The organism is Cellulomonas sp. SLBN-39 (genome assembly GCF_006715865.1).
Taxonomy (GTDB): domain Bacteria; phylum Actinomycetota; class Actinomycetes; order Actinomycetales; family Cellulomonadaceae; genus Cellulomonas.
On the sequence record NZ_VFOA01000001.1, the window covers coordinates 3,987,776 to 4,010,174 of the forward strand.

At 74.5% G+C, this 22,399-nt stretch carries 21 protein-coding genes; 7 read left to right on the top strand and 14 right to left on the bottom strand.

What is annotated here, in order from left to right; translation table 11 throughout:
* The first annotated feature begins 74 nt into the window (after window positions 1-74).
* The gene (locus FBY24_RS18110) at window positions 75-1,268 is read left to right on the top strand and encodes a DUF4439 domain-containing protein (protein WP_142162722.1); all 1,194 of its coding nucleotides are present in this window, start codon (window positions 75-77) and stop codon (window positions 1,266-1,268) included.
* Window positions 1,269-1,321: 53 nt separating this feature from the next.
* Here FBY24_RS18110 and FBY24_RS18115 read toward each other — a convergent pair whose 3' ends face one another.
* Complete coding sequence (locus FBY24_RS18115; protein ID WP_142162724.1) at window positions 1,322-3,118, bottom strand: proline--tRNA ligase; 1,797 nt, start codon at window positions 3,116-3,118, stop codon at window positions 1,322-1,324.
* 88 nt (window positions 3,119-3,206) lie between these two features.
* Between FBY24_RS18115 and FBY24_RS18120 the strand changes: the two genes are divergently transcribed.
* The 3 genes from FBY24_RS18120 to FBY24_RS18130 are packed head-to-tail and all read left to right on the top strand — an operon-like array spanning window position 3,207 to window position 4,946.
* Window positions 3,207-4,097: an Fpg/Nei family DNA glycosylase gene (locus FBY24_RS18120; RefSeq protein ID WP_142162726.1), complete on the top strand. Its 891-nt coding sequence runs from the start codon at window positions 3,207-3,209 to the stop codon at window positions 4,095-4,097.
* Window positions 4,098-4,155: 58 nt separating this feature from the next.
* The gene (locus FBY24_RS18125; protein WP_142162728.1) at window positions 4,156-4,599 is read left to right on the top strand and encodes a hypothetical protein; all 444 of its coding nucleotides are present in this window, start codon (window positions 4,156-4,158) and stop codon (window positions 4,597-4,599) included.
* Window positions 4,596-4,946, top strand: a complete 351-nt coding sequence (locus FBY24_RS18130) for a transcriptional regulator (protein WP_142162730.1) — start codon at window positions 4,596-4,598, stop codon at window positions 4,944-4,946. The genes FBY24_RS18125 and FBY24_RS18130 overlap by 4 nt, the downstream gene beginning before the upstream one ends.
* A gap of 5 nt (window positions 4,947-4,951) precedes the next feature.
* On the opposite strand, the gene FBY24_RS18135 is transcribed toward FBY24_RS18130, so the two are convergent.
* The 8 genes from FBY24_RS18135 to FBY24_RS18170 form a co-directional block, all read right to left on the bottom strand.
* Complete coding sequence (locus FBY24_RS18135; RefSeq protein WP_142162732.1) at window positions 4,952-5,842, bottom strand: GNAT family N-acetyltransferase; 891 nt, start codon at window positions 5,840-5,842, stop codon at window positions 4,952-4,954.
* An 86-nt stretch (window positions 5,843-5,928) separates the two neighbouring features.
* The gene (gene ispG, locus FBY24_RS18140) at window positions 5,929-7,065 is read right to left on the bottom strand and encodes a flavodoxin-dependent (E)-4-hydroxy-3-methylbut-2-enyl-diphosphate synthase (RefSeq protein ID WP_174243574.1); all 1,137 of its coding nucleotides are present in this window, start codon (window positions 7,063-7,065) and stop codon (window positions 5,929-5,931) included.
* Window positions 7,066-7,197: 132 nt separating this feature from the next.
* Entirely contained in the window at window positions 7,198-8,520 is a 1,323-nt protein-coding gene (locus tag FBY24_RS18145) for an RIP metalloprotease (protein WP_142162737.1), read from the bottom strand.
* A gap of 159 nt (window positions 8,521-8,679) precedes the next feature.
* A complete protein-coding gene (locus FBY24_RS18150; protein ID WP_142163737.1) occupies window positions 8,680-9,474 on the bottom strand; it encodes an ABC transporter permease in 795 nt (264 codons plus the stop codon).
* Window positions 9,475-9,479: 5 nt separating this feature from the next.
* Window positions 9,480-10,397, bottom strand: coding sequence for an ABC transporter permease (locus FBY24_RS18155; RefSeq protein ID WP_142162738.1), 918 nt, complete (start codon window positions 10,395-10,397; stop codon window positions 9,480-9,482).
* Complete coding sequence (locus FBY24_RS18160; RefSeq protein ID WP_255432478.1) at window positions 10,394-11,569, bottom strand: ABC transporter ATP-binding protein; 1,176 nt, start codon at window positions 11,567-11,569, stop codon at window positions 10,394-10,396. The genes FBY24_RS18155 and FBY24_RS18160 overlap by 4 nt, the downstream gene beginning before the upstream one ends.
* A gap of 1 nt (window position 11,570) precedes the next feature.
* Window positions 11,571-12,782, bottom strand: a complete 1,212-nt coding sequence (locus FBY24_RS18165; RefSeq protein ID WP_174243515.1) for a spermidine/putrescine ABC transporter substrate-binding protein — start codon at window positions 12,780-12,782, stop codon at window positions 11,571-11,573.
* Between the two features lie 151 nt (window positions 12,783-12,933).
* Entirely contained in the window at window positions 12,934-14,370 is a 1,437-nt protein-coding gene (locus FBY24_RS18170) for a gamma-aminobutyraldehyde dehydrogenase (RefSeq protein WP_142162740.1), read from the bottom strand.
* Between the two features lie 204 nt (window positions 14,371-14,574).
* Here FBY24_RS18170 and FBY24_RS18175 point away from each other — a divergent pair, with 204 nt between their 5' ends.
* The 3 genes from FBY24_RS18175 to FBY24_RS18185 are packed head-to-tail and all read left to right on the top strand — an operon-like array spanning window position 14,575 to window position 17,821.
* Entirely contained in the window at window positions 14,575-15,045 is a 471-nt protein-coding gene (locus FBY24_RS18175; RefSeq protein WP_142162742.1) for an Lrp/AsnC family transcriptional regulator, read from the top strand.
* Window positions 15,042-16,418 (top strand): aspartate aminotransferase family protein, encoded by a 1,377-nt coding sequence (locus FBY24_RS18180; RefSeq protein WP_142162744.1) that lies wholly within the window; start codon window positions 15,042-15,044, stop codon window positions 16,416-16,418. The genes FBY24_RS18175 and FBY24_RS18180 overlap by 4 nt, the downstream gene beginning before the upstream one ends.
* Window positions 16,415-17,821, top strand: coding sequence for an FAD-binding oxidoreductase (locus FBY24_RS18185; RefSeq protein ID WP_174243516.1), 1,407 nt, complete (start codon window positions 16,415-16,417; stop codon window positions 17,819-17,821). The genes FBY24_RS18180 and FBY24_RS18185 overlap by 4 nt, the downstream gene beginning before the upstream one ends.
* A gap of 96 nt (window positions 17,822-17,917) precedes the next feature.
* Here FBY24_RS18185 and dxr read toward each other — a convergent pair whose 3' ends face one another.
* From dxr to frr, 5 genes are all read right to left on the bottom strand, one after another.
* Window positions 17,918-19,072 carry a 1-deoxy-D-xylulose-5-phosphate reductoisomerase gene (gene dxr, locus FBY24_RS18190; RefSeq protein ID WP_142162746.1) on the bottom strand — a complete coding sequence of 385 codons (1,155 nt, stop codon included), beginning with the start codon at window positions 19,070-19,072 and terminating at the stop codon, window positions 17,918-17,920.
* Between the two features lie 129 nt (window positions 19,073-19,201).
* Entirely contained in the window at window positions 19,202-19,756 is a 555-nt protein-coding gene (locus tag FBY24_RS18195) for a DivIVA domain-containing protein (RefSeq protein WP_140460439.1), read from the bottom strand.
* Window positions 19,753-20,880, bottom strand: a complete 1,128-nt coding sequence (gene rlmN, locus FBY24_RS18200) for a 23S rRNA (adenine(2503)-C(2))-methyltransferase RlmN (RefSeq protein ID WP_142162748.1) — start codon at window positions 20,878-20,880, stop codon at window positions 19,753-19,755. Before rlmN ends, FBY24_RS18195 begins: the two co-directional genes overlap by 4 nt.
* A gap of 101 nt (window positions 20,881-20,981) precedes the next feature.
* Window positions 20,982-21,824 carry a phosphatidate cytidylyltransferase gene (locus tag FBY24_RS18205; protein ID WP_142162750.1) on the bottom strand — a complete coding sequence of 281 codons (843 nt, stop codon included), beginning with the start codon at window positions 21,822-21,824 and terminating at the stop codon, window positions 20,982-20,984.
* Complete coding sequence (frr, locus tag FBY24_RS18210) at window positions 21,824-22,381, bottom strand: ribosome recycling factor (RefSeq protein WP_142162752.1); 558 nt, start codon at window positions 22,379-22,381, stop codon at window positions 21,824-21,826. The genes FBY24_RS18205 and frr overlap by 1 nt, the downstream gene beginning before the upstream one ends.
* Window positions 22,382-22,399: the final 18 nt, after the last annotated feature.

Sequence of the window (22,399 nt, forward strand, 5' to 3'; positions counted from 1 at the left end):
GGTCCGCCACGCGGGCGCGCGCACCACGCGTCGTCACCCCGACGGGTGGTCCGCGCGTGGGAGGATCACGCCCGATGGACGCCGCCCCGCCCCGCCCCCGCACCCGCCCGTGGTCCCGTTCGACGCGCACCACCCCGGACCCGTCGCCCGCGGGGGCTGCGCGGACCGCGGCGGCGCGCCGTGCGGTCACCGCGTCGGCCCTGGTCGTCGCGGTCGCGCTCGTGCTGGGCGCCTGCGGGCTGCGCGCGGAGACGCCCGCACCGGCCGAACCCTCCCCCGACGCGCTGGAGCAGGTCCGCGCCCGGACCGTGGACGACGCCCTCGAGCTGGTCGGCGCCGCGGACGCGCTGGCCGGCACGGACCCGGCCGAGGAGGTCCGGACAGTCCTCGCCGACGTGGGCACCTGGTCGGCCGCGCACGCCGACGCCCTGGGCGGGGTCTACGACTCGGGCCTGCCCGAGCCCACCGCCGCGACCACCGGCCCGGCACCGTCGCCGACGGCCGTGCCGGGCCCGGACGACGTGCTGGCCGACCTCGTCGACGCCGGGGCGACCGCGGCAGCGGACGCCGACGCGACGGCGGACGGCACCCTGGGCCGCCTCGTCGGCTCGGTCGCCGTGGCGCGCCGCACCCTGGCGTCGCGGCTCGCCGACGCGCTCGGCGTCCCGGTCCCGGAGCCCACGTCCGGGGCCGCGGACGGCGCGACGGGCGACGGGCCGACCGCCGCCGCGTCGGACGGGCCGTCGTCCGACGCCTCCGCGTCGCAGGCGTCACCCAGCGGGTCCGCGACCGGCACGGGCACCGACCCCGACGCGCTGGTGGCGCTGGTGCTCGCGCACGACGAGGCCGGGTTCGGGTTCGAGGTGCTGGCGGCACGGCTCGACGGTGCGGACCGCGAGGCCGCGCTGGCCGCGGCCTCGCGCCACCGCGCCGCGGCGACCGACCACGCCGAGGCCGCGGGGGTCGTCGGCACGTCGCGCGACCCGCGGCGGGCGTCGTACGCGCTGCCCGGCGGGCTGCAGGACGCGGCGGTGCTCACGGACCTCGCGCGACGTCTGGAGACGGCGGTCGCGGACGCGGCCTCGGCGGCGCTCGCCACGACGGCGACCGGGGCCCGTGCACCGCTGCTGGCCGAGCTGGCGACGGCCACGACGGCGGCGGCGCGCTGGGGCGCGGCCCCGGTGCCCTTCCCCGGCATGCCCGAGCTCGCGGCGTCCGGCACCGCGACGGACGAGGCCACCGACGCCGCGCCGGGCACCGACGGCTGAGGCCGGTCCGACCGGGGCGTCCTCGGCGGACGTCCCGGTCGGACCGACGTGGCTCAGCCCGCGAGCAGCGCGTCGACGAGCTCGGCGACCCTGTCGGCGGCCGTGTCCACGGGCACGTGCTCGGGCTGCCCGCCCACCCGGGGGCGGACCTCCACGAGACCGTCGGCCAGGCCGCGGCCGACGATGACGACGAGCGGCACGCCGAGCAGCTCGGCGTCGGCGAACTTCACACCGGGCGAGACCTTGGCCGGCCGGTCGTCGTAGAGCACCTCGATGCCGCGCGCGGACAGCGTCGTGGCGAGCGCCTCGGCGGCCTCGAGCACGGCGGGGTCCTTGCCGGTGGCGATCACGTGCACGTGCGCCGGTGCCACGTGCGCGGGCCAGGCGAGCCCGGCGTCGTCGTGGTTCGCCTCGGCGAGCGCCGCCAGCACGCGCGTGACCCCGATGCCGTAGGACCCCATGGTCACGACGACCTGCTTGCCGTTGCGGTCGAGCACGGTCAGGCCGAGCGCCTGGGCGTACTTGCGGCCGAGCTGGAAGATGTGGCCGATCTCGATGCCGCGGGCGAGCTCGAGCGGCCCGGACCCGTCGGGCGCGGGGTCGCCGGCGCGGACCTCGGCGGCCTCGACGGTGCCGTCCGCGGTGAAGTCGCGGCCCGCCACGAGGTCGAAGACGTGCTTGCCGGGTGCGTCTGCGCCCGTGATCCACCGGGTGCCGGGGACCACGCGCGGGTCGAGCAGGTAGCGCACGGCCGTGCGCTCGCCGTCAGCGCCCAGGGGGGCGTTGGGGCCGAGGGCGCGGGGCCCGATGTACCCCTTGACCAGCTCGGGGTGCGCGGCGAAGTCCGCCTCGCCGGCGGGCTCGACCTCGGCCGGGGCGACGGCGGCCTCGAGGCGCTTGAGGTCGACCTCGCGGTCGCCGGGCAGGCCGACGACGACGAGCTCGCGCTCCCCGCCGGGGTGCACGAGGGCCAGGACGACGTTCTTCAGCGTGTCCGCCGCGGTCCAGGGCCGGTCCGCGCGGGGCTGCCGCTCGTTGGCGACGGCGACGAGCGTCTCGATCGTCGGGGTGTCCGGGGTGTCCTCGACGTGTGCCGCGGGCGCGTCGGACCAGTCGACGGGGTCGGGCACGACCGTGGTGACGGCCTCGACGTTGGCCGCGTAGCCGCCGGGCGAGCGCACGAACGTGTCCTCGCCGATCGCGGTGGGCGTGAGGAACTCCTCCGAGCGCGAGCCGCCCATCGCCCCGGACGTCGCCGCGACGATGACGTGCTCGAGCCCGAGCCGGTCGAAGATGCGCTGGTAGGCGCCCCGCTGGGCCTCGTACGCGCGGTCGAGCCCCTCGTCGTCGACGTCGAACGTGTAGGCGTCCTTCATGACGAACTCGCGCCCGCGGATCAGGCCGGCGCGGGGCCGGGCCTCGTCGCGGTACTTGGTCTGGATCTGGTAGAGCGCCAGCGGCAGGTCCTTGTACGAGGAGTACAGGTCCTTGACCAGGAGCGTGAACATCTCCTCGTGCGTGGGAGCGAGGAGGTAGTCGCCGTCGCGCCGGTCCTTGAGGCGGAAGATGTTCGGGCCGTACTCGGTCCACCGGCCGGTCGCCTCGTAGGGCTCCTTCGGCAGCAGCGCCGGGAAGTGCACCTCCTGGGCGCCGATCGCGGCCATCTCCTCCCGGACGACGGCCTCGACCTTGGCCAGCACGCGCAGGCCGAGCGGGAGCCAGGTGTAGATGCCGGGGGCGGCGCGGCGGATGTACCCCGCACGCACGAGCAGCCGGTGGCTGGCGACCTCGGCGTCGGCGGGGTCCTCGCGCAGGGTGCGGACGAACAGCGTGGACATGCGCAGGAGCATGGGGGCGAGCCTAGTGCGCGCCGGGCCCGGTCCCCGCACGTGCACCGCGCCTGCTGCGCGGTGCACGGGCGTGCGCCAGGATGGCCGGGTGCCCGAGCTGCCGGAGGTGGAGGCGCTCGCGCAGTTCCTGCGCGGGCGGACCGTGGGGCGCACGCTGACCCGCGTCGAGGTCGCGGCGATCAGCGCGCTCAAGACGTTCCGACCGCCGCCGACAGCGCTGCGCGGCGCGGTCGTCACGGACGTGCGGCGGCACGGCAAGTGGCTGGACCTCGTGGTCGACGCCCCCGACGAGGGGCCGTTGCACGTGGTGTGGCACCTCTCGCGGGCCGGCTGGGTGCGCTGGTACGAGACGCTGCCGGAGCGTCCGGCCCGCCCGGGACGGTCCCCGCTGGCGCTGCGCGTCGGGCTGGACGACGGCAGCGGCTTCGACCTCACCGAGGCGGGCACCCGCAAGCGGCTGGCCGTGCACGTGGTGGCGGACCCGGCGCAGGTGCCGCAGATCGCCACGCTGGGGGTCGAGCCCCTCTCCGACGCGTTCACCCCCGCCGTGCTGGGCGAGCTGCTGGGGCGGCGCAACCAGCAGATCAAGGGCCTGCTGCGGGACCAGTCGACCATCGCAGGCATCGGCAACGCCTACTCCGACGAGATCCTGCTGGTCGCGCGGACGAGCCCGTTCGCCCCGACGCGCTCGTACGACGCGCCGCGCACGGCTGCCCTGCACGCCGCGGTCCGGGAGGTGCTCGCCGAGGCGGTCGCGACGGCGTCGGGGCGCCCGGCGGCCGAGCTCAAGGACGCCAAGCGCCGCGGCATGCGGGTGCACGGGCGCACAGGTGAGTCCTGCCCCGGCTGGGACGGCACGCCGTGCGGCGACACCGTGCACGAGGTGTCGTTCGCCGACTCCTCGCTGCAGTACTGCCCGACGTGCCAGACGGGTGGCCGCCCGCTCGCCGACCGGCGCATGTCCCGCCTCCTGCGCTGAGGAGCGCCTCGGCCACGAGCGACTTGCCGCAACGGAAAGTCCCTGGTTCGATCGGGCCATGGACGACATCGGCGACGCCGCCGCGACGCTCGCGTCCCTGGACGCCGACCGCGCCCACCTGCGCGCCCGGGTGACGCCGAGGCTCAGTCGCGTGTACGCCGTGGCCTACGCGTGCGTGGTGGCCCTCCTCCCGACCGCCCTGGCGTTCCTCGGGGCCGGCTGGGGCGTCGCCTACGCCGCGACCCTGCTGGTCTACGTCGCCGCGCTCGCGGCCCTGGTGAGCACCACGCGCCGCCGGCTGGGCTTCTGGCCGACACAGACCACACGGAACGCCACCGCCGTGGTCGGCGCCACCGTGGTCTACCTCGGCGGGACGGGCGCCGCCTTCCTCGCCACGCGCGAGCTGGGCTCGTGGTGGGCCGCGGGTGCGGCGGTGCTCACCGTCGCCGTCGTCGGCGGAACCCTGAGCCGGCACCTCGACCGCCGCTGGGCGACGTCGTGACGGAGCCCGGAACGGGCGGGCCGGCGGACCCTCTCGGCGCTCCCAGCGACGCCGCCGCGGAGGACGAGGCGTTCGACGAGCTCGTGCACGCGCCGCTGCGGCTGCGCACGTGCGCGCTGCTGGACCAGGCGCACGACGTCCGGTTCGCCGTGCTGCAGGAGGTGCTGGGCGTCTCGGCGTCCGTGCTGAGCAAGCACGTCTCCGCCCTGGGACGCGCCGGGTACGTGACGGTCGGCAAGCACTGGGCCGACCAGCGGACACGCACCACGGTGCGGCTCACACCCGCCGGGCGGCGCGCGTACCGGGCCCACGTCGCCGCGCTGCGCGCCATCGTCGGCGAGGGGTAGCACCCTCAGAACAGGACGGTCGCGTACTCCCCCACCTGCCGGAAGCCGACGGCCTCGTAGGCGCGGACGGCGCGGGTGTTGTAGCCGTTGACGTACAGCGAGACCGTCGGCGCGATCTCGCGCCGTGCGGCCTCGACGACGGCGGCCATGCCGCCCTCGGACAGCCGCTCGCCGCGGCGCTCGGGCTCGACCCAGACGCCCTGCACCTGGGCGACGCCGAGCGCGACGGCCGGCACCTCGGCCTTGAAGACCACACGGGGCCGGCGCCAGCCCGTCCCGGCCCGGTCGACGAGCACGAACGAGCGGCCCTGCTCGACGAGGGTGCGCACGCGCGCCTCGTAGGGCCCGCCGGGGCCGGAGGCGGGCGAGTACCCGACCTCCTCGGTGAACATGCGGATGCACGCCGGCAGCACGAGGTCGTACTCGTCGGGCGTCGAGCGGCGCACGCGCGGGTCCGCCGCGACGGACGGCGCGGTGTCGATGACCATGGACGGCTGGTGCGCGCGGACCTCGCGCTCGACGGGCCAGGCGCCCCGCAGCAGCGCCCACAGGTCGAGCACGGGCCGGGCGGCGCCGACGACGGACGAGCTGCGCCGCCCCCGGTCGCGGGCCAGGTCGGCGAACGCCTCGACGGCGCGCCGGAGCAGGGCGGGGTCGTCCTCCGGCACCACCGGGACGAGGTTGGCGCCCGCCCAGCACACGGCGAGGAGCACACCGTCCTCGGCGTACCCCCAGACCTCGCCGCCGGCGCGGCGCAGACCGGCCACGAGGGCGTGCTCCAGCCGGTGCGACGCCAGGACGGCGGCGACGGGGTCCTGCGCGCACACCGCGAGCGCGGCGGGCACGTCCTCGTCGGTGAGGACCCGCGCCCGCGCGGTGGTCGTTCGCGGTGCCATGCGCTGATTGTGCCCCACGTCACAGGGGCGCGCCGGGTACGGCACGCCCCTGCGCGCGTCGGGGGCGCCGGCGCGCACGTCGGAGGTCAGCCGACCGAGACGGTCGGGGCGCCCTGCCCCGCCTCGACCGGGTCCATGGACTCGGCCAGGCGCATGGCCTCCTCGATGAGGGTCTCGACGATCATCGACTCGGGCACGGTCTTGATGACCTCGCCCTTGACGAAGATCTGCCCCTTGCCGTTGCCGGAGGCGACGCCGAGGTCGGCCTCCCGGGCCTCGCCGGGGCCGTTGACGACGCAGCCCATGACGGCGACACGCAGCGGTACCTCCATGCCCTCGAGGCCGGCGGTGACGCGCTCGGCGAGCGTGTAGACGTCGACCTGGGCGCGCCCGCAGGAGGGGCAGGAGACGATCTCGAGCTTGCGGGGCCGCAGGTTCAGCGACTGGAGGATCTGGTTGCCGACCTTGACCTCCTCGACCGGCGGCGCGGACAGCGAGACGCGGATCGTGTCACCGATGCCCTTGCTGAGCAGCGCGCCGAACGCGGTCGCGGACTTGATCGTGCCCTGGAACGCGGGGCCGGCCTCGGTGACGCCGAGGTGCAGCGGCCAGTCGCCCCGCTCGGAGAGCAGCTCGTAGGCACGCACCATGACCACGGGGTCGTTGTGCTTGACGGAGATCTTGAAGTCGTGGAAGTCGTGCTCCTCGAAGAGCGACGCCTCCCACACCGCGGACTCCACGAGCGCCTCGGCGGTCGCCTTGCCGTACTTGGCCAGCAGCCGCGGGTCGAGGGACCCGGCGTTGACGCCGATGCGGATCGAGACGCCCGCGTCGGACGCCGCCCGCGCGATCTCCTTGACCTGGTCGTCGAACTTGCGGATGTTGCCCGGGTTGACGCGGACGGCGGCGCAGCCGGCGTCGATCGCGGCATACACGTACTTCGGCTGGAAGTGGATGTCCGCGATCACCGGGATCTGCGACTTGCGCGCGATCGCGGGCAGCGCCTCGGCGTCGTCCTGCGAGGGGACGGCCACGCGCACGATGTCGCAGCCCGAGGCGGTCAGCTCGGCGATCTGCTGCAGCGTGGCGTTGATGTCGGTGGTCGGCGTCGTCGTCATCGACTGCACCGAGATCGGGGCGTCGCCGCCGACCTCGACCTTGCCGACACGGATCTTGCGCGTCTTGCGGCGGGGCGCGAGGACGGGAACCGGCGCCTGCGGCATGCCCAGGTTGATCGGGGTGGTCACCCGTCCATCATCCCACCTGCCGCGGGGTGCCCCGCAGCGCACGGGCGGGTGCTCACCGAGCCGTCACCCGACGTGCACACGCCGGCCGGGTGCACGCCGGTCGTGCGGTCAGCCGAACACCCGCACGGGGTTGAACACGTCGGCCCACGCCAGCAGCAGCCCCACGCCCGCGAGCAGCACGAACACGCTGTACGCGACGGGCACGAGCCGCGCGGTGTCGAAGGGCCCGGGCCGCGGCAGGCCCCGCAGGCGTGCCACCTGGCGTCGCGCGCCCTCCCAGAGCGCCGCGGCCACGTGCCCGCCGTCGAGGGGCGGCAGCGGGACGAGGTTGAACACGAAGAGCGCCACGTTGAGCATCGCGAGCATCTCGAGCATCCCCGCGAGCCGGGTCGCGGTCGTGATGCCCTCCCCCTCGACCGATGCGATCTCGCCGGCGAACCGGCCGACGCCGACGATCCCGACGACCGAGGTGGCGTCGCGCTCGGCACCCGTCACGGTGGTGGTGACGATCTCGCCGATGCGGCTGGGCAGGGTCGCGACGACCTCGACGGTGCGCCAGGTGCGCTCGAGGGTGAGGACGCCGACCTCGGCGACGGACTGCCGCTGCAGCTCGTCCGCGGGGCGGATCCCGAGGAACCCGACCTCGGCGGTGCGGACCTCCCCCGACGCGTCGGTCTCGACGAGGCCGTCGTCGTCGACCACGGGGCGCTCGGCCACGACCGGCGTCACGGTGAGGTCGACCTCGGCGCCGTCGCGCTCGACGACCATCGTCACGGTCTGGTCGCCGGTGGCCCGGATGAGCTCGGTGAGCTGCGTCCAGTCCTCGACGTCCGTGCCGTCGTAGGCCACGACCGTGTCTCCGGGCAGCAGCCCGGCGGCGAGCGCGGGGGTCGGCGGGTCGGCGTCGGTGCACTCGCGGTCGGCGGGGGCGTCGGCGGGCACCACGCACTCGGGCACCGCGGCGACCGTGGTGGAGGCCCCCGGCACGCCGATGCCGACGTGCACGACGGCGAGCAGCACGAACGCGATGACCAGGTTCATCGTGGGCCCGCCGAGCATGACGACGAGCTTCTTGGGGGTGGAGAGGCGGTAGAACGCGCGGTGGTCCTCGCCGGGACGGATCTCCTCGGCGCTGACGTCGCGCGCGTCGGCGGCGACGCGCTGCCACCACGAGCGGGGCTCGCGGGCACCGACGGCCTCGGACGTGGGGTACATGCCGACGAGGCGCACGTACCCGCCGAGCGGGATCGCCTTGACGCCGTACTCCGTCTCGCCGCGCGTGCGCGACCACAGCGTCGGGCCGAAGCCGACCATGTACTGGCTGACGCGCACGCCGAACCGCTTGGCGGGCACCATGTGCCCGACCTCGTGCAGCGCGATCGACGCGAGCAGCACGAGGACGAACACGAGCACGCCGATGACGTAGGCCACACGTCCTCCTTGAGGGTCCGGGCGCGCGGGTCCGCCGGGTGCCGGCAGGACGGGTCCGCGCGTTCGGCAGGATACGCCGGACGGTCCGGCGCGAGGCCCACCCTCGCCCGCGCACCTGGGAGCCGCCTGGGCGCGCCGGCCCCGGCCCCGGCGCGCCCGTCAGCGGGTCGCGCGGCGGCGGGCCGCCTGCGTGACCTGGGTGCCGACGACCAGGAGCAGCGCGATCGCGAACATCGCCGAGCTGATGACGTTGGCCTGGGGCGGGATCCCCCGCGTGGCGGACACGTAGACGAACTTCGGGAAGGTGACGAACCCTCCGGAGGTGAAGTTCGTGACGATGAAGTCGTCGAAGCTGAGGGAGAACGCCAGCAGCGCCGCGGCGCCGATCCCCGGCAGCAGCAGCGGGAAGGTCACCTTCCAGAAGGCCTGCCACGGCGAGGCGTACAGGTCGGCGGCGGCCTCCTCCAGCGCGGGGTCGAGGCTCGCGACCCGGGCCTTGACGGCGACCACGACGAAGCTGATGCAGAACAGCACGTGCGCGGCCACGACGGTGCCGAACCCCAGCGGCACCCGCAGCGACAGCAGCTGGGCGACCAGCGCGGCGCCGAGCACGACCTCGGGCGTCGCCATCGGCAGGAACACCAGGAGGTTGACGGCGCTACGCCCCCGGAACCGGGCCCGGACCAGGGCGATCGCGAGCATCGTGCCGAGCGTCGTGGCGAGGAGGGTGGCCAGCAGGCCGACCCGCAGCGAGTTGCCCAGGGCCTCGCACACCTGCGGCGCCCCGCACGGGTTGCGCCACGCGTCGAGGGTGAACCCGCGCCACACGAGGTTGGTCTTGCCCGCGTCGTTGAACGAGAAGAGCACGGTGTACGCGACGGGCACGAGGAGGAAGACGAACCCCAGACCGGCGAACACCGGCACCACGAGCGCCCCGGGCCGGGCCGTGCGCAGCCCGCTCACACGAGGTCCTCGGTGCCGGTGCGCCGCACGTACGCCGTGACGAGCAGCAGGATCGAGACCATCAGCACGACCGACAGCGCCGCGGCGGTCGGGTAGTCGAGCACGCGGAAGAACCTCCCGTCGATGACCTGGCCGATCATCGTGGTGTCGGTGTTGTTGCCCAGCAGCGAGGAGTTCACGTAGTCCCCGGTCGCGGGGATGAACGTCAGCAGCGTCCCGGCGACGACGCCGGGCATCGACAGCGGCAGCGTGACCGTCCGGAACGTGGTGACCGGCGAGGCGTACAGGTCGGCGCCGGCCTCGAGCATCCGCGGGTCGAGCCGTTCGAGGGCGGCGTACAGCGGCAGCACCATGAACGGCAGGAAGGCGTAGGTCAGGCCGATGACGACGGCCGCGGGGGTGGCCGCCAGGCGCCCGTCGGGCGGCAGCACGTGCAGCCAGCGCAGCGCGGTCACGACCGCGGCGTCGTCGGCGAGGATCTGCTTCCAGGCGACGGTCCGCAGGATGAAGCTGGTGAAGAAGGGCGCCACGACGAGCACCAGCAGCACGCCCTGCAGCGTCGGCCGTCCGCGGGCGCGCACGGCGATCAGGTACGCCATCGGGTACCCGATCACCAGGGTGGCCAGCGTCGCGACGAGCGCGAAGCCGAACGAGCGCAGCAGCTGCGGCCAGAACTGCGCGAGCGCCTCGGTGTAGTTCTGCCACCGCAGCGCCGGCACGTACTCGCCCAGCTCGCCGCCCGGGACGGACGTGTACAGCGACGTCGCGAGCAGCGCGCCGACAGGGACGACGAAGAACGCCACGAGGTACAGCACGCCGGGCACGACCAGGCCGCGGTAGCCCGGGCGCCGGCCGCCGCCCGGGGCCGGGGCGGGCGCCGCCCCGCGCTGGCCGAGCGCCGCAGTGAGGCTCACGGCTCGCCGTCCAGGTCGACCGTGCCCGCGGCGGGCGCGTCGTGCCCGTCGAGCGCGAACGTGTGCCCGTGCTGCCACGCGAGGCGGACCCGGTCCCCCGGGGCCCGCGTGCCGCCCCCGAGGTTCTGGGCGAAGACGCCGAACGTGCCGAGGCCGCCGTCGAGCGCCACCTGGTACTGCGTGGAGACGCCGGTGAACGCGACGTCGACGACCGTGCCGGGACCCAGCACGTCCTCGTCCGGCCCGGGCCCGTCCGTCCCGGCGTCCGCGTCGAGGAGGCGGACCTTCTCCGGGCGGACACCGACGAGCACGTCACCGGTCGTGCGCACCGCGCGGTCGGCCCGCACGAGCAGCCGCTGCCCGGCCACGTCCACGCCGAGCACGTCGCCGCCGGTCTCCACCACGGTGCCCGGCACGAGGTTCGACTGCCCGAGGAAGTTCGCGACGAACGCCGTGCGCGGCAGCTCGTACAGGTCCGCCGGTGCGCCCATCTGCTCGATCCGCCCGCCGTTCATCACGGCCACGGTGTCGGCCATCGACATGGCCTCCTCCTGGTCGTGGGTCACGTGCACGAACGTCAGGCCGACCTCGGACTGGATGCGCTTGAGCTCGAGCTGCATCTGCCGGCGCAGCTTGAGGTCGAGCGCCCCGAGCGGCTCGTCCAGCAGCAGCAGCGCCGGCCGGTTGACGATCGCCCGGGCCAGGGCGACCCGCTGCTGCTGACCGCCCGACAGCTGGCCCGGGCGGCGGTCGGCCAGGTGCGCCAGCTCGACGAGCTCCAGCCCCTCGCGGACCCGGCGCGCGACCTCCGCGGCGCGGGTCCGGCGCAGCCCGAACGCCACGTTCTCCCCCACGCTCAGGTGCGGGAACAGCGCATAGCTCTGGAAGACGGTGTTGACCGGGCGCCGGTGCGGCGGCGCGTCCGTCACGTCGCGACCGGCCAGGCTGATCGTCCCCGCGGTGGGCCGCTCGAGCCCGGCGACCATCCGCAGCGTCGTGGTCTTGCCGCACCCCGACGGGCCGAGCAGCGCGAAGAAGCTGCCCGACGGGACCGTCAGGGTGAGGTCGTCGACCGCGACGAACGCCCCGAAGCGCTTGGTGACGCCCGCGATCTCGAGCGCGGCACCGTGCTGCGTGCGCACCGGTGCCACGGCCTCCTCGACAGCGGCCACGTCAGGCGCCGATCACGTCGAGGAAGCGCCCGTTGTACAGCTCCTCCTCGTCCGGGGTCAGGCTGCCGAAGACGTGGACGGTCTCGAGCACGAGGTCGTCGGGGAAGATCATCGGGTCCTCGGCGAGCGCGGGGTCGATCTCGAGCATCGCCTCCTGCGCCCCATGCACCGGCGTGACGTAGTTGACCCAGGCGGCGACCTGCGCCGCGACCTGCGGGTCGTAGTAGTAGTCGAACAGCTGCTCGGCGGCCGCCTTGCGCGGCGACGGGGTCGGGACCATGAGGTTGTCGCTCCACAGCATCCCGCCCGCGTCGGGCACCGCGAACCCGAACCGGCCGTCGAACTCGTAGTTCAGCGACGTGATGTCCCCGGACCACGCGATGCACGCCACCGCGTCGCCCGACGCCAGGTCCTGCGTGTAGGAGTTGCCCCGCACCTGCCGGATCTGCCCCGAGGCGAGCTGCGCCTCGAGCACCTCGAGGGCCGCCGTCCAGTCCGTGTCCGTCCAGGGCCCGGCGGGCGAGACGCCCTGGTCGAGCATCAGCAGGCCGATGGTGTCGCGCATCTCCGAGAGCACCTCGACCCGGCCCGCGTACTGCGGGTCCCACAGCTGCGACACCGACCGCAGCCCGCCGGGGATCTTCTCCTTGTCCCACGCGATGCCGGTCATGCCCGACTGCCACGTGAGCGAGTGGTTGCGCCCGGGGTCGAACGCGACGTCCTGGAGGGTGGTGAGGATGTTCGCCGCGTTCGGGATGTTCTCCCGGTCCAGCAGCGCGGCGTAGTCCTGGCGGATCCAGCGCGCGGCCATCCAGTCCGTCAGGGTGACCACGTCGTACCCGATGTCCTGGCCGTTGGCCAGCTGCCCGGACACCTTGCCGTAGAACGTGTCGTTGTCCTCGATGTCCTCGGCGTAGGCGACCTCGACGCCCGACTGCTCCGTGAACGCCTCGAGCGTCGGGAAGCTCGTCCCGCTCTCGTCCTGGTCGAGGTACTGGGTCCAGTTCGCCCACCGCACGGCCCCGCCCGCGGACGCGCCGGAACCGCCGGCCGAGGTCGGGGCGCCGCCGGTGCCGCAGGCCGCGAGCAGGGCACCCGTGCCCAGCGCCCCGGCGGCACCGGCCAGGAGCCGTCGGCGGGAGACGGACGCCCGGGCCAGGCGCACGAGGTCGCGCACCACGGGGTCGGTCACGGGCGGGCGGCGGTCGCTCACGTCGTCTCCTCTCGACGAGCCGGCACGGGGCGCCGGGCTGACCGGATCGTGGCGTAGCGACCGCGCCCGACACAAGGAATTCGTGGTGATCTGCTCTCGCGGCAACGAAAAGTTTGCATCCCCGGAACATTCGGCCGCGCAGACGGTGGCCTCAGGCCTCGAACGCCGACATCACGTGCTTGATCCGCGTGTACTCCTCGAACCCGTACATGGACAGGTCCTTGCCGTGCCCCGAGTGCTTGAAGCCGCCGTGCGGCATCTCCGCCACGAACGGGATGTGCGTGTTGATCCACACGACGCCGAAGTCCAGGGCCCGCGACGCCCGCATCGCCCGGCCGTGGTCGGCGGTCCACACCGACGACGACAGCCCGTACCGCACGTCGTTGGCCAGCCGCAGCGCCTCGTCCTCGTCGGCGAACGTCTGCACCGTCACGACCGGCCCGAAGATCTCCTCCTGGACGGCCTCGTCGCCCTGGCGCAGCCCGTCGACGACCGTCGCCTCCAGGAACCAGCCCGGACCGTCGGGCCGCTCGCCGCCGGCCACGACGCGGGCGTGCGCCGGCAGCCGGTCGAGGAACCCGGTGACCCGGTCGAGCTGGGCGGCGTTGTTGACCGGGCCGAACGCGACGTCCGGGTCCGCCGGCACCCCCGTGCGGCGCTCGCGGGCGGCCTGCGCGAGCGCCGCGACGAAGTCGTCGTGCACCTTCTCGTGCACGAGCACGCGCGTGGCCGCGGTGCAGTCCTGCCCCGCGTTGTAGTAGCCGGCGTCCGCGATCCCCGCGGCCGCCACGGCCAGGTCGGCGTCGTCGAAGACCAGCACCGGCGCCTTGCCCCCGAGCTCGAGGTGCACGCGCTTGAGCCCGTCGGCGGCGGCCCGCGCCACCTCCGCCCCGGCGCGGACGGAGCCGGTGATCGCAACCATGTCCGGGCGCGGGTGGGAGACGACGGCACGGCCGGTGTCCCGGTCGCCGCACACCACGTTGAGCACGCCCTTCGGGAGCACCTGCGCGGCGAGCTCGGCCAGGCGCAGCGTCGTCACGGGCGTGGTGTCCGACGGCTTGAGGACGATCGTGTTGCCCGCCGCGAGCGCGGGGGCGATCTTCCACACCGCCATCATCAGGGGGTAGTTCCAGGGCGTGACCTGCCCGACGACGCCGACGGGCTCGCGCCGCACCCACGACGTGTGCCCGGCCGTGTACTCCCCCGCGGACAGCCCGGTGAGCACGCGCGCGGCACCGGCGAAGAAGCGCAGCTGGTCGACGCACGGCGGGATCTCGTCCGCGGCCGTCAGGTGCAGGGGCTTGCCGGTGTTGCGCGACTCCGCCGCGACGAGCTCGTCGGCGTGCGCCTCCACGAGGTCCGCGAGCGCGAGCAGGGCGAGCTGCCGCTCGGCGGGCGTGGTGCGGCCCCAGCCGACGGCGGCGCGGTCGGCCGCGGCGTAGGCGTCGGCGACGTCGGCGGCGCCGCTGCGGGGGGCGCGGGCGTACTCCTGCCCGGTGCTGGGGTCGACGACGGGGGTGGTGGCGCCGTCACGGGCGGGGCGGGGCTCGCCGTCGACGAGGTTGGTCAGCTCGAGGGTCGTGGTCACGCCGGCTCCTGCGGGTGGTCCGGGAGGTCGGCCCGGCGGGGCGGGTCGGCCCGGCGGGGCGTGGCACGCCCGCCACGGTGGAGTCTTGCGACGTCGGTATCCGGATGTCGAGAGTGTTTCGGGGCGCGAAATCAGAAGTTCACATGGCGATCTGGCACGGAATCCCTTGCGCGGAGGCCTCGGCAGGCAGCACGATCGGGCGTCATGACCACCCGACCCGCCGCCCCGGTGGTGCTCGACGACGTCGCCAAGGCGATCATCGAGCAGCTCCAGGAGGACGGCCGCCGCCCGTACGCGACGATCGGCAAGGCCGTCGGGCTGTCCGAGGCGGCGGTCCGCCAGCGGGTGCAGCGCCTGCAGGACGCCGGCGTCATCCAGGTCGTGGCCGTGACCGACCCGATGCAGGTGGGCTTCCGCCGGCAGGCGATGATCGGGGTGCGCGCCGACGGCGACCTGACCACGCTGGCGGAGTCCCTCGCGGCGGTCCCCGAGGTCGACTACGTGGTCGTGACCGCCGGGTCCTTCGACGTCCTCGTCGAGGTGGTGTGCGAGGACGACGAGCACCTGCTGCGGGTCCTCAACGAGTCCGTGCGCACCCTGCCCGGGGTGCGCGAGTCCGAGACGTTCGTCTACCTGCGCCTGCACAAGCAGCTCTACAACTGGGGGACCAGATGAGCACCACGCCCCGCGGCACCGACCGCGCCACCGCCGCCCGCGACCACCTGTGGGGCCACTTCACGCGGCAGAGCGCGTGGGAGCACGACGTGCCGATCATGGTGCGCGGCGAGGGCCACCACGTGTGGGACTCCCGCGGGCACCGGCTCATCGACGGGCTGTCGGGGCTGTTCGTCGTCCAGCTCGGGCACGGGCGCACCGAGCTCGCGCAGGCGGCGGCCGACCAGGCCAGAGAGCTGGCGTTCTTCCCGCTGTGGTCGTACGCCCACCCCCACGCGATCGACCTCGCGGAGCGGCTGGCCGCGCACGCCCCGGGCGACCTCAACCGGGTGTTCTTCACGACCGGCGGCGGTGAGGCCGTCGAGACGGCGTGGAAGCTGGCCAAGCAGTACTGGAAGCTCATGGGCCGCCCGGGCAAGCACAAGGTGATCTCCCGGGCGATCGCGTACCACGGCACCACCCAGGGCGCGCTGTCGATCACCGGGCTGCCCGAGCTGAAGCAGGCGTTCGAGCCGCTGGTCCCCGGCGGGCACAAGGTGCCCAACACCAACCAGTACCGCGCCCCGGAGCACCTGCGCGACGACCCGAAGGCGTTCGGCCGGTGGGCCGCGGACCGGATCGCGGAGGCCATCGAGTTCGAGGGCCCCGAGACGGTCGCCGCGGTGTTCCTCGAGCCCGTGCAGAACGCCGGCGGGTGCTTCCCGCCGCCGCCCGGGTACTTCGAGCGGGTGCGGGAGATCTGCGACGAGCACGACGTGCTGCTCGTCTCCGACGAGGTGATCTGCGCGTTCGGGCGGATCGGGTCGATCTTCGCCTGCGAGGACCTCGGCTACCAGCCCGACATGATCACCTGCGCCAAGGGCATGACGTCCGGGTACTCCCCCATCGGCGCGTGCATCGCCTCGGACCGGCTGTTCGAGCCGTTCGCGACCGGGTCGACGAGCTTCGCGCACGGGTACACCTTCGGCGGGCACCCGGTCTCGGCCGCCGTCGCCATGGCCAACCTCGACCTGTTCGAGGCCGAGCACGTCGTGGACCACGTGCACGAGCAGGCACCCGTGCTGCGCCGGACGCTCGAACGGCTGCTGGACCTGCCGATCGTCGGCGACGTGCGCGGCGAGGGCTTCTTCTACGGGATCGAGCTCGTCAAGGACAAGGTCACGCGCGAGACGTTCGACGACGACGAGTCCGAGCGGCTGCTGCGCGGGTTCCTCACCCCTGCCCTGTACGAGGCCGGGCTGTACTGCCGGGCCGACGACCGCGGGGACCCGGTGATCCAGCTCGCGCCGCCCCTGACCTGCGGGCCGGCGCAGTTCGACGAGATCCAGCAGATCCTGCGCGGCGTGCTCGGCGAGGCGTGGGCCCGGCTGTGAGCGCCGCGACCCGGGTCGACGACGCGACGCACCTGCGCGGGCTGTCCCTGTGGTGGGACCAGGTCGTGGCCGAGGACCCCGGCGCCGCGGCACCCCGGCCGCCCCTGGACGGGGACACCACCGCCGACGTCGTCGTGGTCGGGGGCGGGTACACCGGGCTGTGGACGGCGTACTACCTGCTGGAGGCCGACCCGTCGCTCGACGTCCTCGTCGTCGAGCAGGACGTCGCCGGCTCGGGCGCCAGCGGACGCAACGGCGGCTGGTGCTCGGCCCTCTTCCCCACCTCCCCCGACGCCCTCGCCCGCCGCCACGGCGCCGACGCGGCACGCGAGATGCGCGCCGCCATGCGCGACACCGTCGTCGAGGTGGGCGGCGTCGCGGCCGCCGAGCAGATCGACTGCGACTTCGCCTACGGCGGGACCGTGACGCTCGCCCGCACGGCCCCGCAGGTCGACCGCGTGACCCGGGAGGCCGCCGAGGGTGCCCGCTGGGGCGACGAGGTCCAGCTCCTCGACGCCGAGGGCGTGGCCGAGCACGTGCGCGCCGAGGGCGTGCTGGCCGGCACCTGGACGCCCGACTGCGCGCGCGTGCAGCCGGCCCGGCTGGCGCACGGGCTCGCGCAGGTGCTCGTCGCCCGTGGCGCCAGGATCGCGGAGCGCACCCGCGCCCTGCGGCTGTCGCCGCGGGCCGTCGTCACCGACCAGGGCACGGTGCGCTGCCGCTGGGTCGTGCGCGCGACCGAAGCGTGGACGCCGCGCCTGCCCGGGTCCGCCCGGGACGTCGTGCCCGTCTACTCCCTCATGGTCGCGACCGAGCCCCTGCCCGCGTCCGTGTGGGCCACGATCGGCCTCGACCGCGGGCAGACGTTCACCGACGCCCGCCACCTGGTGGTCTACGGGCAGCGCACCGCGGACGACCGCCTGGCGTTCGGCGGCCGCGGCGCGCCGTACCACCCCGGATCGGCCGTCGACGCCCGGTACGACCAGGTGCCCCGCGTGCACGCGCACCTGCACCGCACGCTCGTCGACCTCTTCCCGGCCGTCGCCGACCACGCCGTCACGCACACGTGGGGAGGCGCGCTCGGCGTGCCCCGCGACTGGCACGCGTCCGTGGGGCTCGACCCGGCGACGGGCATCGGCTGGGCCGGCGGGTACGTCGGTGACGGCGTCGGCACCGCGAACCTCGCGGGGCGCACGCTGGCCGACCTCATCACCGGCGCCGACACCCCGTTGACCCGGCTGCCGTGGGTCGGGCACCGCTCACCGGCGTGGGAGCCCGAGCCCGTGCGCTGGGCCGAGATCACCGCCGCCCGCTGGGCCGCGACCTGGGCCGACGCCGCCGAGCGCCGCACCGGTCGCCCCAGCCTCGTCGCCCGCGCGCTGTCCCCGTTCCTCGGGCACTGATCCGGCACGCACGGCACGGCCGCGTCTGCTGGGGCGGGCGAGCGGTAGACCCGTCCCGCCGACGGACCCGTGCGTTCCGCGTCCGCCGGCGGCGGGTCAGACCGCCAGGAGCTCGTTCGCGCGCGCCCGGGCCCAGCGCTCGACCTCGAGGACCACGTCGAGCGTCGTGGCGTCCGCGGCGGTGCCCTCGTGCTCGGCGAGCACCTTCTCCACCGTCGTCACCACGTCCCCGAACGTGATCCGCCCCGCGAGGAACGCCGCGACGCCCTCCTCGTTGGCCGCGTTGTACACCGCGGGGTGCGTCGCCGAGGCCGCCACCGCCTCGCGCGCCAGCCGCACCGCCGGGAACACGACCTCGTCGAGCGGCTCGAACGTCCACGACGTCGCCGTCGACCAGTCGCACGGGCTCGCCGCACCCGCCACGCGCTCCGGCCACGCCAGCCCCAGCGCGATCGGCAGCCGCATGTCCGGCGGGGACGCCTGCGCGATCGTCGACCCGTCGACGAACTCCACCATCGAGTGCACCACCGACTGCGGGTGGACGACCACGGCGACGTCGTCGACCGGCACGTCGAAGAGCAGGTGCGCCTCGATGAGCTCCAGGCCCTTGTTCATCAGGCTCGCCGAGTTCACGGTGACGACCGGACCCATGCTCCACGTCGGGTGCGCGAGCGCCTGCTCCGGCGTGGCCCGCGCCACGGCGTCGGCCGACCAGCCGCGGAACGGCCCGCCGGACGCCGTCAGCACCAGGCGGCGCACCTCGGAGTGCGCGCCCGACCGCAGGGCCTGGGCGATCGCGGAGTGCTCGGAGTCGACCGGGACGATCTGGTCGGGCCGCACGGTCGCCGCGCGCACGAGCGCGCCACCGACGACCAGCGACTCCTTGTTGGCCAGGGCCAGGGTGCTGCCCCCGCGCAGCGCGGCGAGCGTCGGGAGCAGCCCGACCGAACCCGTGATGGCGTTGAGCACGACGTCCGCGCCGCGGCCGGCGAGGTCGGCGGCCGCGTCGGGGCCGGACAGGACCTCGACGCCGGGCAGCAGGTCGCGCACCACGGCCGCGGCGACGACGTCGGCGACGGCCACGACCGGCACCCGGTGCGCGCGCGCCTGCTCGACGAGCAGCTCGACGTTCCCCCCGCCCGCGGACAGCCCGACGAGCGCGAACCGCGACGGGTCGCGGGCGAGGATCTCCAACGCCTGCGTGCCGACGGAGCCGGTGGAGCCGAGAACGGTGACGGTGCGCCTGCTCATGGCGTCGATGATCCCAGACGCCGGGCACCGCCCGAGCCACCGCGCGATCACCGTGACGCCGTGGCACCAGGGACGCCGCCCCGGCGGGAACGACTCCCTGATCGGGCACGACGTCTCGGCGGCGAGAGGTCACTCCACGCCGAGCAGCACGTCCACGGCCCGGGCGAAGAACGCGTCGACGGGACCCTCCGCGTAGCCGTTGCGGCCGTTGCGGCGCCGGAAGGTCGCCGAGCGGACCTCCGCGGCGGTCAGCGGCGCACCCTTGTCGAAGTACGCGACCAGGCGGTGGCACAGCGCGTCGACGTCCGCGGGCTCATAGCCGGGCTCACGGCCCTGCGGCGGGGCGAACCGGTCCCCGTCGGGGCGTCCGAGCCGGCCGTACAGCGTCCGCGCCTGCGCCCCGAGCTCCGCCATCCACGCGTCCTGGCCGCGCTCGGCCACGTGCTGCGCGCGCTGCCGCGCGACGAACGCGTGCTCCAGCCGGTCCAGCGCCGCGTCGACCGCCGAGGTCACGTACCCCCCGCGGACCATGTCGAACGCGACCTTGCGCACCTGCGCGCCCGTGAGCTCGCTCGCCGGCCCCGTCTCGTACAGGGTGCGCGCATGCTCGAAGAACTCGTCGACCTCGTCCGGGTCGTACCCGCGCTTGAGCCCGGAGACGGTGCGGAACATGCCGTCGCTCACTGGTCCTCCTCCGCGGCGAGCTGCCCGCAGGCGCCGTCGATGTCGCTGCCGCGCGTGTCCCGGATGGTCGTGGGGATGCCGTGCGCGCGCAAGCGTGCCACGAACTCCCGCTCCACGGCCGGATCACTCGCGGTCCAGCGCGAACCCGGCGTCGGGTTCAGCGGGATCGGGTTGCAGTGCACCCAGCCGGTCCCCCGCGCCGCGAGCTTCTCGCCGAGCAGGTCCGCACGCCACGCGTGGTCGTTGACGTCGCGGATCAGCGCGTACTCGATCGACACCCGCCGGCCCGTCGCGTCGAAGTACCGGCGCGCGGAGTCCAGCGCGTCGTCGACGTCCCAGCGCGTGTTCACCGGCACGAGCTCGCTGCGCAGCTCGTCGTCGGGGGCGTGCAGCGACAGCGCGAGCGTCACCGGGATGCCCTCGCCGGCGAGCTTGTCCATCGCCGGCACCATGCCCACCGTCGAGACCGTGACGTTGCGGGCCGACATGCCCAGACCGTCGGGGGCGGGCGCGACGAGGCGCCGCACCGTGCCCATCACGGCCTTGTAGTTGGCCAGCGGCTCGCCCATGCCCATGAAGACGACGTTGGTCAGGCGGGTCGCGCCCCCGGGCACCTCGCCGGCCGCCAGGGCCCGCGCCGCCTCGCGCACCTGCTCGACGATCTCCGCCGTCGACAGGTTGCGCGTCAGGCCGAGCTGCCCCGTCGCGCAGAACGAGCACGCCAGGCCGCAGCCCGCCTGGCTCGACACGCACAGCGTGGTGCGGTTCGCGTACCGCATGAGCACCGACTCGACCTTGGCGTCGTCGAACAGGTGGTACAGCGTCTTGACGGTCGTGCCGCCGTCGGCCGTCAACGTCCGTGTCGCCGTCAGCAGCTGCGGGAACAGGTCACCGGTGAGGACGTCCCGCGAGGCCTTCGGCAGGTCCGTCATCTTCTCGGGGTCGTTCGTCAGGTGCGTGAAGTAGTGCGTCGCCAGCTGCTTGGCCCGGAACGGCTTCTCGCCGAGCGCCGTCACGGCCTCGACGCGCTCCTGCGGGGTCAGGTCGACGAAGTGGCGCGGGGGCTTGCCGCGCGCACCGCGGGTGGTGGCGCTCAGCTGCAGCCGGACGGGGGTGGCGCTCATGGTCGCGGCTCCTCTCGCGTGGGGTCGTCGCCGACGGGCGGCGTGGTCGTGGTAGTCGGACGGTGGTGCGGCGCCGGGGCGCCGGCCAGGGCGCGTGCGGTTCAGCCGCCCGAGGGCAGCAGCACCGTGAGCAGCACCCACACCGTGGGCGCGGTCAGCAGCATCGAGTCGATGCGGTCGAGCACACCGCCGTGGCCCGGCAGCAGCCGGCCCATGTCCTTGAGCTCGAGGTCGCGCTTGAGCATGGACTCGGCGAGGTCGCCCAGGGTGGCGGAGACGACGACGCCCAGGGCGACGACGACGCCCACGAGCGGCTCCCCGCCGAACGCGAGCTGCACGCCCACGACGCCGACGACGCTCGCGAGCACGATCGACCCGAGCAGCCCCTCCCAGGACTTCTTCGGGCTGACCGAGGGCGCCAGGGGGTGCCGGCCGAGCAGCGTGCCGACGACGTACCCGCCGGTGTCGCACGCGACGGCGAGCAGGATGAACACCAGCACCCGCAGCGCCCCGTCGGGCTCGGCGAGCATGAGCATGACGAACCCGCCGAGGAACGGCAGGTAGGCGGCCGCGAACGCCGCCGCCGTCGCGTCCCGCAGCGCAGGCTCGCCGTTGCCGTCGAGGACGCGCCACACGACGGCCCCGCCGACCGTCAGCAGGAACGAGACGAAGAGCGCCTCGGTCCCGGCGGCGTACGCCGAGACCAGGATGCCCGCGGTGCCGACCAGCAGCGGCAGCAGCGGCAGGTGGATCGAGCGCCGCGAGAACGCGTGCGCGAGCTCCCAGACGGCCGCACCCACCGCGACGACCGCGACGACCGCGAACGCCTCCTTGCGGACGAACAGCGAGGCCGCCACCACGCCCAGGAGGACGAGGCCGACGACCACCGCGGCCGGCAGGTCCCGGCCGGGGCTGGTGTTGCGAGGGGCGGCGAGCTGCGTCATCAGACCTCGAGCAGCTCGCTCTCCTTGGACGCGAGGAGGTGGTCGATCAGCTCGACGTGCTTCTTGGTGAGCGCCTCGAGCTCCTTCTCGGCGCGCACGACCTCGTCCTCGCCCGCCTCGCCGTCCTTGACGATCTTGTCGAGCGTCTCCTTGGCGCGGCGGCGCACGGAACGCACGGAGATGCGCGCGTCCTCGGCCTTGCTCTTGGCGAGCTTGACGAAGTCCTTGCGCCGCTCGGCGGTCAGCGCGGGCAGCACGACGCGGATGACCGCACCGTCGTTGGTCGGGTTGACGCCGAGGTCCGAGTCGCGCAGGGCACGCTCGATCGCCGTCATCGACGACTTGTCGAACGGCGACACCAGGATCGTCCGCGCCTCGACCACGTTGAACGACGCCAGCTGCTGCAGGGGGGTCAGGGCGCCGTAGTAGTCGACGAAGACCTTCGCGAACATCGCCGCGTTGGCCCGGCCGGTGCGGATCGCCGCGAAGTCCTCCTTCGCGACCTCCACGGCCTTGTCCATCTTCTCCTCGGCCTCGAGGAGTGTGTCGTCGATCACCGGTGCTCCTTACGTCTG

Excerpts from the sequence above, each read along its gene's own strand:
- FBY24_RS18135 (WP_142162732.1), bottom strand. The coding sequence starts at position 5,842 with ATGGCACCGCGAACGACCACCGCGCGGGCGCGGGTCCTCACCGACGAG.
- FBY24_RS18125 (WP_142162728.1), top strand. The coding sequence starts at position 4,156 with ATGGACGACATCGGCGACGCCGCCGCGACGCTCGCGTCCCTGGACGCC.
- FBY24_RS18175 (WP_142162742.1), top strand. The coding sequence starts at position 14,575 with ATGACCACCCGACCCGCCGCCCCGGTGGTGCTCGACGACGTCGCCAAG.
- FBY24_RS18205 (WP_142162750.1), bottom strand. The coding sequence starts at position 21,824 with ATGACGCAGCTCGCCGCCCCTCGCAACACCAGCCCCGGCCGGGACCTG.
- FBY24_RS18110 (WP_142162722.1), top strand. The coding sequence starts at position 75 with ATGGACGCCGCCCCGCCCCGCCCCCGCACCCGCCCGTGGTCCCGTTCG.
- dxr (WP_142162746.1), bottom strand. The coding sequence starts at position 19,072 with ATGAGCAGGCGCACCGTCACCGTTCTCGGCTCCACCGGCTCCGTCGGC.
- ispG (WP_174243574.1), bottom strand. The coding sequence starts at position 7,065 with ATGCCGCAGGCGCCGGTTCCCGTCCTCGCGCCCCGCCGCAAGACGCGC.
- FBY24_RS18115 (WP_142162724.1), bottom strand. The coding sequence starts at position 3,118 with ATGCTCCTGCGCATGTCCACGCTGTTCGTCCGCACCCTGCGCGAGGAC.
- rlmN (WP_142162748.1), bottom strand. The coding sequence starts at position 20,880 with ATGAGCGCCACCCCCGTCCGGCTGCAGCTGAGCGCCACCACCCGCGGT.
- FBY24_RS18180 (WP_142162744.1), top strand. The coding sequence starts at position 15,042 with ATGAGCACCACGCCCCGCGGCACCGACCGCGCCACCGCCGCCCGCGAC.